Source organism: Amycolatopsis sp. PS_44_ISF1, assembly GCF_032335455.1.
In the GTDB taxonomy this organism is placed as follows: domain Bacteria; phylum Actinomycetota; class Actinomycetes; order Mycobacteriales; family Pseudonocardiaceae; genus Amycolatopsis.
The window spans coordinates 1,341,994-1,356,345 of the sequence record NZ_JANUXO010000002.1 but is presented as its reverse complement, the minus strand read 5'-3'; the positions used below and the strand labels follow the sequence as shown (position 1 = coordinate 1,356,345).

General features: G+C 72.9%; 11 protein-coding genes. 4 read left to right on the top strand and 7 right to left on the bottom strand.

Going from position 1 to position 14,352, the window contains the following annotated elements; genetic code table 11:
* Positions 1–2: 2 nt before the first annotated feature.
* The 4 genes from NYF13_RS20435 to NYF13_RS20420 all read left to right on the top strand — a co-directional run bounded on the left by NYF13_RS20435 (position 3) and on the right by NYF13_RS20420 (position 7,308).
* On the top strand, positions 3–1,073 hold the full coding sequence (locus NYF13_RS20435) for a sn-glycerol-3-phosphate ABC transporter ATP-binding protein UgpC (protein WP_315658875.1): 1,071 nt from the start codon (positions 3–5) through the stop codon (positions 1,071–1,073).
* A complete protein-coding gene (locus tag NYF13_RS20430) occupies positions 1,070–2,935 on the top strand; it encodes a DUF5107 domain-containing protein (protein WP_315658874.1) in 1,866 nt (621 codons plus the stop codon). Before NYF13_RS20435 ends, NYF13_RS20430 begins: the two co-directional genes overlap by 4 nt.
* Before the next feature lie 132 nt (positions 2,936–3,067).
* Positions 3,068–3,853: a DeoR/GlpR family DNA-binding transcription regulator gene (locus NYF13_RS20425; protein WP_315658873.1), complete on the top strand. Its 786-nt coding sequence runs from the start codon at positions 3,068–3,070 to the stop codon at positions 3,851–3,853.
* A 335-nt stretch (positions 3,854–4,188) separates the two neighbouring features.
* Complete coding sequence (locus NYF13_RS20420) at positions 4,189–7,308, top strand: TIM-barrel domain-containing protein (protein ID WP_315658871.1); 3,120 nt, start codon at positions 4,189–4,191, stop codon at positions 7,306–7,308.
* 67 nt (positions 7,309–7,375) lie between these two features.
* On the opposite strand, the gene NYF13_RS20415 is transcribed toward NYF13_RS20420, so the two are convergent.
* The 7 genes from NYF13_RS20415 to NYF13_RS20385 form a co-directional block, all read right to left on the bottom strand.
* The gene (locus NYF13_RS20415; RefSeq protein ID WP_315658870.1) at positions 7,376–8,200 is read right to left on the bottom strand and encodes a hypothetical protein; all 825 of its coding nucleotides are present in this window, start codon (positions 8,198–8,200) and stop codon (positions 7,376–7,378) included.
* Positions 8,197–8,826, bottom strand: a complete 630-nt coding sequence (locus NYF13_RS20410; protein WP_315658868.1) for a hypothetical protein — start codon at positions 8,824–8,826, stop codon at positions 8,197–8,199. The genes NYF13_RS20415 and NYF13_RS20410 overlap by 4 nt, the downstream gene beginning before the upstream one ends.
* Before the next feature lie 41 nt (positions 8,827–8,867).
* Complete coding sequence (locus NYF13_RS20405) at positions 8,868–9,977, bottom strand: hypothetical protein (RefSeq protein ID WP_315658866.1); 1,110 nt, start codon at positions 9,975–9,977, stop codon at positions 8,868–8,870.
* A gap of 194 nt (positions 9,978–10,171) precedes the next feature.
* On the bottom strand, positions 10,172–10,726 hold the full coding sequence (locus NYF13_RS20400) for a GTP-binding protein (protein ID WP_396287692.1): 555 nt from the start codon (positions 10,724–10,726) through the stop codon (positions 10,172–10,174).
* A 16-nt stretch (positions 10,727–10,742) separates the two neighbouring features.
* A complete protein-coding gene (locus NYF13_RS20395; RefSeq protein ID WP_315658863.1) occupies positions 10,743–11,114 on the bottom strand; it encodes a DUF742 domain-containing protein in 372 nt (123 codons plus the stop codon).
* On the bottom strand, positions 11,111–11,536 hold the full coding sequence (locus NYF13_RS20390) for a roadblock/LC7 domain-containing protein (protein ID WP_315658861.1): 426 nt from the start codon (positions 11,534–11,536) through the stop codon (positions 11,111–11,113). The genes NYF13_RS20395 and NYF13_RS20390 overlap by 4 nt, the downstream gene beginning before the upstream one ends.
* A 53-nt stretch (positions 11,537–11,589) precedes the next feature.
* Entirely contained in the window at positions 11,590–14,073 is a 2,484-nt protein-coding gene (locus NYF13_RS20385) for a nitrate- and nitrite sensing domain-containing protein (protein WP_315658860.1), read from the bottom strand.
* Positions 14,074–14,352: the final 279 nt, after the last annotated feature.

Below are 14,352 nucleotides of genomic sequence, written 5' to 3'. Positions count from 1 at the left end.
CCATGGCCACCGTGAGCTTCACCGACACCACGCGCTACTACGCCGGGGTCGAGCGGCCCGCCGTCGACGGGCTCGACCTGCGGATCGACGACGGGGAATTCCTCGTCCTGGTCGGGCCCTCGGGCTGCGGCAAGTCGACCACCCTGCGGATGCTGGCCGGTCTGGAGGGCGTCGACGACGGCTCGATCCACATCGGCGAGCGCGACGTCACCGAACTGCCGCCCAAGGACCGGGACATCGCGATGGTGTTCCAGAACTACGCGCTCTACCCGCACATGAGCGTGGGCGACAACATCGGCTTCCACCTCAAGATCGCCAAGATGGCCAAGACCGAGCGGGCCCGGCGGGTCCGCGAGGCGGCCGAGCTGCTCGACCTGACCGAGTACCTGGACCGCAAGCCGGCCAAGCTCTCGGGAGGCCAGCGCCAGCGGGTGGCCATGGGCCGCGCCATCGTGCGGGAGCCCAGCGTCTTCCTGATGGACGAGCCACTGTCCAATCTGGACGCCAAACTGCGGGTGCAGACCCGCACGCAGATCGCCTCGCTGCAGCGGCGCCTGGGCATCACCACGCTCTACGTCACGCACGACCAGGTCGAGGCGATGACCATGGGCGACCGGGTGGCGGTGCTCAAGGACGGGCTGCTGCAGCAGTGCGACACCCCGGTCGGGCTGTTCGCCAAGCCGGTGAACGTGTTCGTCGCCGGGTTCATCGGCTCGCCCGCGATGAACCTGCTGAGCACCACTGTGGACACCGACGGCGCGCTGGTCGGCGGCACCCGGCTGCCGCTGACCCCGGCGCAGCGTTCGGCGCTGACCGGTCCGGGCATCGTGGTCGGCGTCCGGCCGGAGGGCTGGGTGACCGGCGAAGGCGGGCTCTCGGCGGTGGTCGAGGTGGTCGAGGAGCTGGGCAGCGACCAGTACCTGTACTGCCGCAGCGAGGACGCGGGCGTGCTGACCGTCCGCACGCCCGGGATGGCACCGTGGCAGCGCGGGGAGAAGATCGGCCTGACCCCGAAGCCGGGTGCGGTGCACCTGTTCGACGAGGCCACCGGCGAGCGGCTGCCGGACGCATGACCAGCCTGATCGCGACCACGCTGGTCCTGCCCGCGGCCGGGCTCGGCCCGGAGAACCCGCTGCCGCCGCTGGTCAAGCCCGCGCCGGTGCAGCAGGTGGCCAACCTCGCCGAGCTGCCCGCGGACCTGGCCGAGGGGCTGTCCTACGGGCGGCTGGACACCGTGCTGCCGTACCGGCTCCAGGACGGCTACCGGCGCGAGCGGACCGAGACCGAGCTGCCCGCGCTGGTGCTGGAGAACGACCGGCTGCGCGCGACCGTGCTGCCCTCGCTCGGCGGCCGGCTGTACTCCTTGTGGCACAAGCCTTCCGGACGCGAGCTGCTGTACCGGAACCCGGTGGTGCAGCCGGCGAACCTGGCGCTGCGCGACGCGTGGTTCGCCGGGGGCGTGGAGTGGAACCTCGGCAGCACCGGGCACACCGCGCAGACCTGCGCGCCGATGTTCGCCGCCCGGATCGAGGGCCCGGACGGCACGCCGGTGCTGCGGCTGTGGGAGTGGGAACGCACCCGCGACCTGCCCTACCAGCTGGACTTCTCGCTGCCCGAGGACTCGGACTTCCTGCTGGTCGGCGTGCGCGTGCGCAATCCGCACGCCCACCCGGTGCCGGTGTACTGGTGGTCGAACATCGCGGTGACCCAGGAGGCGGGAACCCGGGTCGTGGCGCCCGCCACGGAGGCGTGGCACTACGGCTACGGCGGCCGGCTCGACCGGGTCACCGTGCCCGGGGAGCTGACCTACCCGGCGCGCGCGGAGGCGGCCGCGGACTACTTCTTCGAGCTACCGGAGGAATCCCCGCGCTGGATCGCCGCGGTGGACGAGCACGGCGACGGGCTGCTCCAGTCCTCGACCCGGCGGCTGCGCGGGCGGAAGCTGTTCGTCTGGGGCGAGTCCGCGGGCGGGCGGCGCTGGCAGGAGTGGCTGGCGCCCGGCGCCCCGGGCTACCTGGAGATCCAGGCCGGGCTCGCGCGCACGCAGCTCGAGCACCTGCGCCTGGACGCGGGGCAGTCGTGGGACTGGCTGGAGGCCTACGGCCCGGTTTCGGCCGACCCGGCCGTGGTGCACGGGGACGACTGGGCGGCGGCCACGGCGTCGGTGCAGGCCGGGGTGCCTTCGCTGGAGCAGCGGCACCGCGACTGGCTCACGGTGGCCGACCGGCAGCCGGAGTCCCTGCTGCACCAGGGTTCCGGCTGGGGCGCGCTGGAGGTGCACCGCACGATGGCGGTGCTGCCGGGCACCCCGTTCCCGGCCACCGCGATGGGACCGGAGCAGGAGCCGTGGCGCGCCCTGCTGGACGGGCAGCCGCCCGCGGGAGCGCCTTCGCAGGTGCCGCCGGCGACGCTGGTCGGCCCGGCTTGGGCGGATCTGCTGGAGCACGCGCCGGAGGGCTGGCTCACCTGGTACCACCGCGGCGTGGCCCGCTGGGCCCGCGGCGAGCACGACGGCGCCCGGGCGGCCTGGCGTTCGTCGCTCGCGGCGGAGGAAAACCCGTGGGCGCTGCGGAATCTCGCGGTGGCGTCGGACGCCCGCGAGGCGGCGGAGCTGTACGGGCGCGCAGTGGAGCTGGCTCCGGACCTGCTGCCGCTGGTCGTCGAAGCGATTTCGGCGCAGCTCGAAGCTTCGCAGCCGAAACGCGCGGCGGTGCTGCTGGAGGGCTGGCGCGGCGAGACCACCGGGCGGCTGCTCCTGCTCACCGCGCGCACCCGGCTGGCGCTGGGCGACCCGGAGGGGGCGAAGGCGGTGTTCGAGGCGGGCTTCGAGGTGCCCAACATCCGGGAGGGCGAGACGTCGCTTTCCGACACCTGGGCCGCGGTGAGCCCGGCGCCGCTGCCGGCGGCCTACGACTTCCGGATGACCCCGCCGTGACCGGTCCGGAAGAAGATTTCGGCGGGCCGCGTGCGAAGCTGCGCCCGAATGCAGCATACTGCTCGAACCAGGGGAGTTGAGCGCATCCGGTTGAGCGAAGCGCGGCTCCGCGAGCGGTAGGGAGGATCGCCCATGGCCCGGCACGAACGGCTGAGCACCCTGCTGGACATGCTCGGGCAGCGGGAGAAGATCGACGTCGAGGACGTGGCCGAGGAGCTGGACGTCTCGGCCGCCACCATCCGGCGCGACCTCGACCACCTGGCCGAACAGCAGTTGCTCACCCGCACCCGCGGCGGCGCGGTGGCCAACGACCTGGCCTACGACCTGCCGTTGCGCTACAAGACGGCCCGGCACGTGCCGGAGAAGCAGCGGATCAGCGCGGCCGCCGCGGCGATGGCCGAACGCGGGATGGCGGTGGGCCTCAACGGCGGCACCACCACCGCGGGGGTCGCGCGCGCCCTGGCCATCCGCTCGGACCTGTCCGGGCGCGGCGAGGCCTCGGGCCTGACCGTGGTCACCAACGCGCTGAACATCGCGCACGAGCTGGCCGTGCGCCCGAACGTCAAGATCGTGGTGACCGGCGGGGTCGCGCGCCCGCAGTCGTTCGAGCTGAGCGGCCCGCTGGCCACGCGGGTGCTCAGCGAGCTCACCATCGACCTGCTGTTCCTGGGCGTGGACGCGTTCGACCCGGACGCCGGCGCCTTCGCCCACCACGAGGGCGAGGCCAGCATCAACCGCCTGATGGTCGAACGCGCCGAACGCGTGGTGGCGGTGGCCGACGGCTCCAAGCTCGGCCGTCGCGCCTTCGCCCGGATCTGCCAGCCGGGCGAGGTCGACGTGCTGGTCACCGACGTCGACGCGGAACCGGCGACGGTGAAGGCGTTCGAGGCGGCGGGCATCGAGGTCCACACCGTCTGACCCCGGCCCCCGCCCGTCGAGGTCCGATCCGGGTCCCGCCCGTCGCACTGCTGTCCCTTGTGGACGGTTCGGGTGCCGTCCTGGGCGGCCGGTGGTGAACGCCCGGCCGCAATCCGGTCCGCTGCGCCAACCCGGCAGTCGGCGGCCGAGCCGGCGTGGGCGAAATCAGGGGCGGGCCGGTCCCGGAACGGAGGGCCCGTGGCCCCGTCTGCCGGTTCACCGCTCCCCGGCGGGGGCTACGGAAGTAGGGATTAACCAATACGGACGCTGACAACGGCCGTGGCGTGGGCTATACAGAGCACATCATGCGCGTTCATGCGTGAAAGGTGCCAATAATGAGCAGAGTTGCGCAGAAGTTGGGTGTGGTGGCGGCCGCCGCCCTCCTGGGACTGGCGCCGGCGGCGGCGTCCGCCGATCCGTCCCCGCCGTCCGGGCAGTTGGGTGCCCTCACCGGGATCTCCGCCGACGGGCCGGTGGTCACGCTGAATTCGGGCGCCGCCGCCGTGCGCGTGAGCTTCCCGGACCCCGCGGCGGTGCGGGTCTGGCTCGCCCCGGACGGCACCTTCGCCGACCCGGCGGGCAGCAAGATCGTCCTGCCCCGAGGCCCCGGCCTCACCCCGCGGCGGGCGGACAAGGGCGCCTACTGGGCCATTTCCACCCCGAAGGCGACGCTGCGCGCGTACAAGAACCCGCTGCGCTTCGCCCTGTACGACGGCGCGGACACCCAGCGCCGCTGGGAGGAGGCGGCGCCGCTTTCGTGGACGGGGACCACGACCACGCAGACGCTGCTTCGCGGCGCGTCCGAGCAGTTCGTCGGCGGCGGCGAGCAGAACGGCCGGTTCAGCCACCGGGACCAGACCATCAAGATCTTCGCCGACGACAACTGGAACGACGGCGGCGCCCCGAATTCGCAGCCGTTCTACGCCTCCACCGCGGGCTACGGCGTGCTGCGCAACACCTTCTCCCCGGGCTCCTACTCCTTCACCGACCCGGTGAAGACCACGCAGGACGAGCGCCGCTTCGACGCCACGTACGTGGTGGGCGACAGCCTGAAGGACGTCATCTCCGGCTACACCGACCTGGTCGGAAAGCCGTTCCTGCCCCCGATCTACGGGCTCGAAACCGGTGACTCCGACTGTTACCTGCACAACGCCAACCGCGGCGAGCGGCACACCCTCGACGCGCTGAAGGTGGCCGACGGCTACGCCCAGCACGGTATGCCCAACGGCTGGATGCTGGTCAACGACGGCTACGGCTGCGGTTACGAGAACCTGCCGCAGACCGGCGCGGGCCTGCGCAAGGACAACATGCAGCTCGGCCTCTGGACCGAGAACGGCCTGCCGAACCAGGATCAGGAGGTCAAGGCCGGCGTCCGGGTGCGCAAGCTCGACGTGGCCTGGGTCGGGCCGGGCTACCAGTTCGCGCTGGACGCCTGCGACACCGCCCACCGGGGCATCGAGGCCAACAGCGACGCGCGCGGCTTCGTCTGGCAGCCGGTCAGCTGGGCCGGGGCGCAGCGCTGCGGCGTGCTCTGGAGCGGTGACCAGTCCGGGTCCTTCGACTACATCCGCTGGCAGATCCCGACCTACGCCGGGGCCACCACCTCGGGCATCGCCTACAGCACCGGCGACATCGACGGCATCTTCGGCGGCAGCCCGCAGACCTACGTCCGCGACCTGCAGTGGAAGACCTTCCTGCCGGTCGCGATGACCATGGACGGCTGGGCCTCGGCGGACAAGCAGCCGTGGCGCCAGGGTGAGCCCTACACCTCGATCAACCGCCAGTACCTGATGCTGAAGGAGCGGCTGCTGCCCTACACCTACAGCTACTCGGTGCAGGCCAGCAAGACCGGGGTCGGCCAGGTGCGCCCGCTCGCGCTGGAGTACCCGAACGACCCGAACGTGTGGACGGACAAGGCCAAGTACGAGTTCCTCTCCGGCACCGACTTCCTGGTCGCGCCGGTGTACGAGAACTCGAACGTGCGCAACGGGATCTACCTGCCCCAGGGCACCTGGGTCGACTACTGGAGCAGCAAGACCTACACCGGTCCGACCACTGTGGACAACTACGACGCGCCGCTGGACAAGCTCCCGCTGTTCGTCCGCGGCGGGGCCGTGGTGCCGATGTGGCCGGAGGGCACGACCTCCTGGCAGACGCGGGACAAGTCCGAACTGGACCTCGACGTCTACCCCCAGGGCCAGGGCGGGTTCACGCTGAACGAGGACGACGGGGTGACCCGGGCGGCCCAGCAGGGCGCGCGGGCCACGCAGCGGTTCACCGTGGACGCGCCGAAGTCGGGCCCGGGCACGGTGACCGTCGGGATCGGCGCGAGCACCGGCTCCTACGACGGGAAGCCGGGCTCGCGCAAGTACCAGCTCACCGTCCACACGGGATCGAAGCCTTTCGTGGTCCAGGCCGGGAACGGGCTGCTGCGCCAGTACGGCAGCCGTGCGGACCTGGACCGGGCCGCCACCGGCTGGTTCTACGACGGTTCGGTGGTGCGGGTGAAGACCGCGCCGATCGCCGCCGGCGACCGCCAGGACGTGCGGCTGTTCGGGGCCAGCGCGGTCGGCGGGTACTTCCCCGCGGACCAGAACGGCGCGGTCGCGTTGTCCGCGCCCGGCTTCCTCGCCCCGGGCACGGCGGCGAAGGCTTCGGTGAGCTTCACCAACGGCACCCCGCTGCCGGTCGACGGCGTCACCCTCGCGGTGCAGGCGCCGGCCGGGCTGCGCGCCGACGTCGGGAAGGCGCCGGGCGGGCTGGTCTGGCCGGGGCAGAAGGTCACGGTGCCGGTGACGCTGACCCCGTCGGCCGGGCTGAAGCCCGCCGACTACCAGCTCACCGCCACGGCGGGCTACCGGGCGCGGCTGATCCCGCACCGGGTCACCGATTCGGCCACGGTCACCGTGCCGAACGCGTCGGTGGCCGCGGCCGCGGGCAACGTCGGGGTCACCGATGCCGCCCACGTCGCCGCCGGTGATCTCGACGGCGGCGGGAGCAGCTTCCGCGCCGAAGGGCTGGCCCAGGCCGGGCTGAGCCCCGGCGCCCGGTTCACCGCCGACGGCGTGGCCCTGACCTGGCCGGACGCCGGCACGGGCAAGCCGGACAACGTGGCCGCGGCCGGCCAGACCATCGCCGCGGCGGGCAGCGGGAGCAAGCTGGTGCTGGCCGGCACCGGCACGGGCAGCGCCAAGGGCCCGGTGGTCGTCCACTACGCCGACGGCAGCACCGGGCAGGCGGACGTGTCCTTCCCGAACTGGTGCTGCGCCGACGCCGGCCGCACGCCGATCGTGGCCAGTGTCCTGGGCAAGAACACCCCGACCGGCGCGGCCTACCCCACGGTGCCGTACCGCGTGTTCGCCGTGACGGTCCCGCTGACCCCGGGCAAGGAGGTCAAGGCATTCACCCTCCCGTCGAATTCCGCGATGCACGTGTTCGCGGCGGCCGTCGGCTGAGGCCGGCTGCGGTAACGGAGCAGCGGTGCGTCCCCGGAGGGTCCGGGGACGCACCGCTGCTTCGCTTTCAGGCCAGCCGTCCGTCCCACTCGTCGAAGGCGGTCACCAGTTCGGCGGGCGCGTCGGCCCGGCGCAGGCGAACGGTCTGGTCCTCGAGGTACTGCCGGTACAACGGCCGCAGGTGCGCGGCCAGCTCAGGCGCGGCTTCGGCCGGTACCAGCGGGTCTCCGGCGCGGACCCGGGCCGCCAGGCGGACCAGCGGCGCGGCCGGCGCGGGGCCGGTCAGGTACCAGTCGATCGCCTCGTCGTTGGCCGCGGCCCGGCCGGCGGACTTCGCCGCGCTGCACAGGAAGCGGACCGGGAACAGCACCGCCTTGGTGAACCGGACCGGGTCGCTCAGCAGCCGCCGCGGCCGGTGGAACTCGGCGGTCACCTCCGCGACCGCGAGCCGGTCGAGAGCGAACCGGGCGCCTTCCAGCATCAGCTCGCGTTCGGACGGTCGGGCCACCTCGCCGGAGACGTCCTCGCCGAGCAGGACCGAGCTGTGGTCGGCCAGCTCCAGCCGGTCGATCGCCGGGAAGCGCCCGTCCTCCTCGCCCCGGGCCAGGGCCGGCCGGGAGCCCCAGAACACCGAAAGCTTGCGGTAGAGCGGATCCCTTCCGTGCAGCGCCTCGGCGACGGTGGCGAACACCCCGGGGTCGTCGTCGTGGCGGTCGGCGAGGACCACGGCCAGGTCGATGTCGCTGACGGCCGGGGCGTAGCCGCCGTAGGACAGGCTGCCCAGCAGGTGGACCGAGACCAGCCGCTCGGCGAACGCCTCCTGGTGGGCCCGGGCGCTGTCCGCGGCCACGGCGCGGGCCCGCTCGAGGGCGGACTCCTGGGGCGCGGTCATGCGGCGACGGTGTCCCGCCGGGCGCACTCGGCGATCCGGTCGGAGACCACGACGATCACCTGCCACGCCCGGTCCAGCACCGTGACCAGCGCCTCCTCGGTCCAGTCACGGCGCTCCCGCAGCACCTCGTAGCCCATCTCCAGGTGCTCCAGATCGGCCTCGTCGTGCAGGGTGAAGTACTCGTCGCCGGGGAACGCCCGGGTGCCGGCCTGGCTCAGCACCAGGCTGCCCGCCTCCAGGGCGAGGTGGGCCAGCACCGCCCGCTGCACCCCGGGGAGCACGGCGAACTGGTCGACGAACCACGAAGCCCCCGCCTCGATCACCGGGTCCCAGACCACGCGCCGGTCGGCCGCGCGGCTGCGGGCCAGGACGGCGTCGTGCCCGATCTCCTCCTGCTGGTGCTCCAGCGCGAGCGCGCGCAGGTCCGGGTCGGTCTCGAAGGTGACGCGGGCGCTGATCATCCGCTGGAACGCGTTCGACCAGGGTTGCAGGTAGGTCAGGACCGCCTGCTTCGTCGCCTCGGTCGTGCTTTCGTCCGCCAGCAGGCGGATCAGGTCCGACGCCGCGTACTTCCGTTGCCACTGCTCGTTGTGGCTGGCGATGCGGGTCACGTCCGGCCGGGTCACGGTCGGCTCCTTTCCATCGGTGCGGTGCGGGTGGTGGCGGATCAGCAGCGGGGAACGCTTCGGTGGGGGTAGACGGGGAACCGGAAGTACGTGGTCACGTCGCCGCGCCGGCCCGCGGCGCGGTAGCTGACCAGCTCCAGCAGGCCCGTGCCGTCGGCCAGCGGCCCGGGCGCCAGTGCGGCGGCCAGCTCCCGGAACCGGCGCGGGTCCACGCCTTCGTGGCGCAGCAGGGCGGCGGTGCGGTCCACGGCCACCTGGTCGTGCGGGGCCAGTCCGGGCAGCCGCAGGTAGGTCGTGGCCTCGGCCGCCCGGTCCAGTCCGGAGCGGAAGGCCAGGCAGCTCAACGCCGCCTCGCCGGCGTCCGCGCGGCCGCCGGTCAGCATCCGGTAGGCGGTGCTCGCGGCGGCGGAATCGTGCTGCCGCGCAACCGAAGCGATGCGGTCGAGCTCGGCCAGGTCGGCGCCGTGGTTGCGGTAGTAGACCTTCACCCGGGCGTCCGCCGCGCCGGCCAGGTCCACGGCGAAGAACTCGATTTCACGGTCTCCGCCGGCCGCTTCGATCCGGCTCCGGGCGTGGTCCCACGCGGCCGACAGGCCCAGCCGGTGCATGGCTTCGTCCACCGCGGCCCGGCGTTCTCCGGGCTCGGGCCACTCGTAGAGCCCGAAGTAGGTCTTGTGGACGAAGCCCGCCGGGGGCCGCCAGGCCACCGAATCCCAGACCGGCGCCGCCGACGGCCGGCCCGCGCGCGGGGTGAAGACCTCGTCGACCCGCGCCCGGCGGCGGGCGGCCGGCTCCCGCGTTCGCTCAGGTCCGCGGGGGAACGCGGACTCGTCGCCGGGGCCGCTGTCCGACCGGTCGAACAGCACCCGCAGCTCGGGGACCGAGCCCGACCAGTTCACCGACATCTCGGCCGGGAACCCGTCGCCGGAGACGTAGGACGGCCGGGCGGGGGCGGCGCCGATCGGCTCGGCCGACCAGCGGGGGAGCGCGTCGCGCACCAGCCGGGTGGACCGGGCGGACAGCTCGGCCGGGAAGCCGAGCGCTCCGGCCGCCGTGGCCCACAGCCCGGACAGGAAACCACCGAGGAGCTGACCCTGGGGTGGATAGTTTTCCCTGGTGTACAAGGGAAAACCAAGTGGATCACTCGTCACGGCCGGATGCTATCAGGTGATCGGCGGGGTGTTTGTCCGGTTGACCCGGGTGGCCCAGCCGATTGCGCCGTCCGGGTCGATCTGAGTCCTCAATGGACACGCAGGGTCAGCTCACCGGGCGGTTCCTGTCGCGCTTTGTCCGATGAATGTCCACTTTCTGTCCGGTATGGACGATCCGGTGTGGACACCCCGGGTCACACCGGCGTGGGTACCGCGGTCATGGCGTGCTTGACCAGCCGGACCAGGGCCATTTTGCTCGACTCGCGGTCGCGGGCGTCGCACATGGCGATGGGCACCCGGTCCGGGACGACCAGGGCCTCGCGGATCTCCGCGGCGTGGTAGCGCGGCGCGTCGTCGAAGCAGTTCACCGCGACGACGAAGGGGATGTTGCGGCGTTCGAAGAAGTCGACCGCGGCGAAGCTGGTCTCCAGGCGCCGGGGATCGACGAGCACGACCGTGCCGATCGCGCCGCGGGCCAGGTCGTTCCACATGAACCAGAAGCGCGCCTGGCCCGGCGTGCCGAACAGGTACAGCACGTGCCGCGGCGAGAGCGAGATCCGGCCGAAGTCGAGCGCGACCGTGGTGGTCTTCTTCCGCTCCACCCCGGACAGGTCGTCCACCGCGGTGCCGGCCTCGGTCAGCACCTCCTCGGTGCTCAGCGGCGGGATCTCGCTGACCGAGCCGACGAAGGTGGTCTTCCCGGCGCCGAAGCCGCCGGCGACGATGATCTTGACCGGGGCCGGGACCAGGTCCGCCCCGGATCCGTCAGTACTTGAGAAGGCCATCGAGAACCGCCTGGAGGGTGTCGAGGTCCGGCGCGCCGGCCGGTGCGGGACTGGGGGAGCGGGTGATCACGAGGCCGCGTTCGATCAGGTCACCGCACAGCACCCGCACCACCCCGAGCGGGACCTTGACGTAGACCGCGATCTCGGCCACGGACACCGGGCGGCGGCACAGCTGCACGATCGCCAGGTGCTCCGGGCCCAGCCCGGCGGGCTCCTGCTCGGTGCGCAGGGTCATCACCTGCGTCGCGAGGTCGAGCCGCGCGGCGTCGGCGGGCGTGCGGCCGCTGGTGATCGTGTACGGCCGCACCAGCGGCCCCGCGGCTTCGTCGTACCAGCCGTCTTCGCCGCTCACGTGGCCTCCCGCAGCAGCCGCGCGGCGTCGCGCGGCGCGGAGGCCAGGTAGTCCCCGACCCGCGCGACCAGCCGGTTCATCTCGTAGGCGATCATCTCGACGTCGACGCTGTCGGCGGCCAGCACGGCCAGGCAGGCGCCCTGGCCCGCGGCCGAGACGAACAGGTAGCCGCGCTCCATCTCGATCATGTTCTGCAGCACCTGGCCGCGGTTGAACTGCCTGCTCACCCCCTTGGCCAGGCTCTGCAGGCTCGACGCGATGGCCGAGAGCTGGTCCGAGTCGTCCTTGCCCATCCCGGCCGACTTGCCCAGCAGCAGTCCGTCGGCGGACAGCACGATGGCGTTCTGCGCGCCGACCACGCGGTGCACCACGTCGTCGAGCAGCCAGTTGAGGTCGGGTTTCGCGTTCCCGTACTCGTTCATGCTCGGAGAAACCTCGGCTTTCCTTGGTGGGCCTTGCTGGACCTGGTCGCGGGTCAGGAGTCGCCGGCCCCGTCACGGGCCCGGCGGGTGCCCCGGTGGAAGGCGGCGAGCGAACGGGCGGTGCCCTCGCCCGGGGGCACCTCACGCCCGGTTTGGTCTTCGGGCTCGTCCTCCAGCTGGGTGACGAGGTTCTGCTGCGGTTCCCGCCGGGGCAGCCGCGGGCGGGCGTCCACGGGCCGCGGTTCGGGTTTTTCTTCCGCCGCCGCAGGGGTTTCGGTCGGCCACACGGTGGCCGGCGCGGCGGGCTCCGGCTCCGGCTGGGTGTGCGGGCGGGCCGGGGCGGACCGCGGTTTCCAGGCCACCGGGGCCTCCCGCTCGGCCGGGGCCCCGCGGTCGAGCGGGATCCAGGGCTCGCGGGCGGCCGGGGCCTCGCGCCGCACCGGGATCTGGCCGGTGAACGAGCGGGGCGGCTCCGGCCCGGGCTGCGCGCCCTCCCCGGCTCGCGGTGCGGGCGCTCCCACCGGTGCGAACACGGCGGTGTCCTCCGGCGGCACCGACGCGGCGTCCCCGGCCCCGCCCGATCGCCCCTCGCCGTCCAGGTGCTGGGCCGGGATGAGCACGGTGGCGCGCAGACCGCCGTAGCGGGACGGGTCGAAGGTGACGGTGATGCCGAGCCGGGCCGCCAGCCGCGCGACCACGAACAGGCCGAGGCTGGAGTCGGCGCGCAGGGCCATGGCGTCGAACTCCGGCGCCTCGGCCATCATCCCGTTCGCCCAGTCGCGGACGCCGTCCTTCATGCCGAGCCCCTGGTCCGACACGTCCACCACGACCCCGCGGGCGACCGTGCGGCTGGTCACCTCGACCGGGGAACCGGGCGGGGAGAACGAGGTCGCGTTGTCGACCAGCTCGGCGATCAGGTGCACGGTGTCGGCCACCGCGGCGCCGGTGATCGCGACGTCGGCGACCTGCTCGACCCGGACCCGCGCGTACTGCTCGGTCTCCGACACGGCCGCGCGCAGCACCTCCATCAGCGGCACCGGCTTGCGCCAGCGGCGTCCGGGCTGCTTGCCGCCGAGGATGATCAGGTTCTCCGTGGTGCGGCGGGCGCGGGCGGCGAGGTGGTCGAGCTGGAACAGCGAAGCGAGCTGGGTCGAGTTCTCCTCGCGGCGCTCCAGCTCGTCGAGGATCTGCAGCTGCTGGTGGACCAGCACCTGGTTGCGGTGGGCGATGCCGAGGAACACGTTGTGCACGCCGCTGCGGGCCTTGGCTTCACTCGCCGCGGCGTTGACCGCGGTCAGCTGGGCCAGGTTGAACGCCTCGGCCACCTGCCCGATCTCGTCCCGGCCGTGATCGAGCCGGGGCAGCTCCTCGGCCACGTCGACCGGCTCGCCGTTCTTCAGCCGGGACACGATGCCGGGCAGCCGGTTGCGCGCCAGGTCGAGCGAGTCGTTGCGCAGCCGGGCGAGGCGGCTCATCAGCGCGCGGTCGACGAGCGAGCGGGACACCCGCACCGCCACGATGATCGCGGCCAGCGAGGCGAGCAGCGCGAGCACGCTGCCGATGATGGCGTTGCGCAGCTGGGCGTCACCGGAGGCGATGGCCGCGCCCGCGACCTTGTCCGCCTGGCCGGTGGCCAGGTCGTTGAGGGCCGCGGCGACCTGGTCGGTCGCGCCCTGCCAGTCGGCCGCGGCGACCGGTGGCCCGGGCTCGTCGCCCGGCGCCCACGGTCCGTGCTTGACGATCGCCTCTTCCGCGCGCGAGAGCTGCTGCCAGGCCGGTCCGGTGGTGAGCGCCTGGTACCGGGCGCGCACCTCGGGGTCGAGGAACGGTTCGAGCTGGGCGAGCTGGGTCCGGTAGAACCCGGACAGCCGGGTGAACAGGACGAACTCGTCCGGGCTGAACCGGCCGGAGGCCAGCGCGGTCGAGACCATCGAGGTCTCGCGCGACATCAGGTCTTCGGCCCGGAAGACCGAGGTCGCGGTGACCCCGCCGTAGGCGGCCGGGGCGTCGGGCACGATCCGGGCCTGGGTGTCGAACAGGTCGGCCGCGGTGTCCAGCACCCCGTTGTAGTACCGGTTGACCTGGGCCCGGTCGATGCTGCGGAAGCCGATCTGCGAGCGCAACACCGGCAACTGGTCGAACTGGCCCTTCAGTGCGTCGACCTTGGCCGCGATCTGCTCGGGCGCCGAGGAGATGGTCGAGGCGAACGCGGCCTGCAGCGTGACGAGCTTCCCGTCGGTCGCCCGCTGCCGCTCCTGGAGCCGGGTCTGGCCGCCGACCGGGTTGTCGAGGTACTGCAGGGCGGCCTGGCGCTCCTGCTGCACGGCGGCCAGCGCGGTGGTGGCCGGGATCGACACCTCGCGCACCGAGGCCGCGACCAGCCGCACGTACAGCCCGTTGACGAAGAAGTACGAGGACAGCGCGATCCACAGCACCAGCAGGGTGACGCTGGGGATCAGCACGGTCCTGGTCAGCCGCTTGCGGATCGACTTGTCGTACGGTCCGTCGGCCTCGCCCTGGGCGGCTTTCTTCGACACGGGTTCACGAGCTCCTGAGTGACAGACGGCGAACAGCAGTTACCCGGCCGGGAAGAAAACTTTCACGGACGGGCGCGACAGCCGCGGTCACCAGCTCTTGCCTCCACCCTCCGTGTCGCCGTGGAACCGATCGGGTCAGTTTTTTACCACGAACCAGGGCCGAACGGGGTGGCCGACCCTGGGCGCGGCGGGCCGGGGAGATGATCTTTGCCGGATCTTTACGCCGAATGGCCCACCCGGGCGGGTGCCGGTTCCGGGGCCCGAGGGTGGCGGGCGTGA

Coding starts and splice junctions, on each gene's coding strand:
- NYF13_RS20435 (WP_315658875.1), top strand. CDS start 3: ATGGCCACCGTGAGCTTCACCGACACCACGCGCTACTACGCCGGGGTC.
- NYF13_RS20430 (WP_315658874.1), top strand. CDS start 1,070: ATGACCAGCCTGATCGCGACCACGCTGGTCCTGCCCGCGGCCGGGCTC.
- NYF13_RS20425 (WP_315658873.1), top strand. CDS start 3,068: ATGGCCCGGCACGAACGGCTGAGCACCCTGCTGGACATGCTCGGGCAG.
- NYF13_RS20420 (WP_315658871.1), top strand. CDS start 4,189: ATGAGCAGAGTTGCGCAGAAGTTGGGTGTGGTGGCGGCCGCCGCCCTC.
- NYF13_RS20415 (WP_315658870.1), bottom strand. CDS start 8,200: ATGACCGCGCCCCAGGAGTCCGCCCTCGAGCGGGCCCGCGCCGTGGCC.
- NYF13_RS20390 (WP_315658861.1), bottom strand. CDS start 11,536: ATGAACGAGTACGGGAACGCGAAACCCGACCTCAACTGGCTGCTCGAC.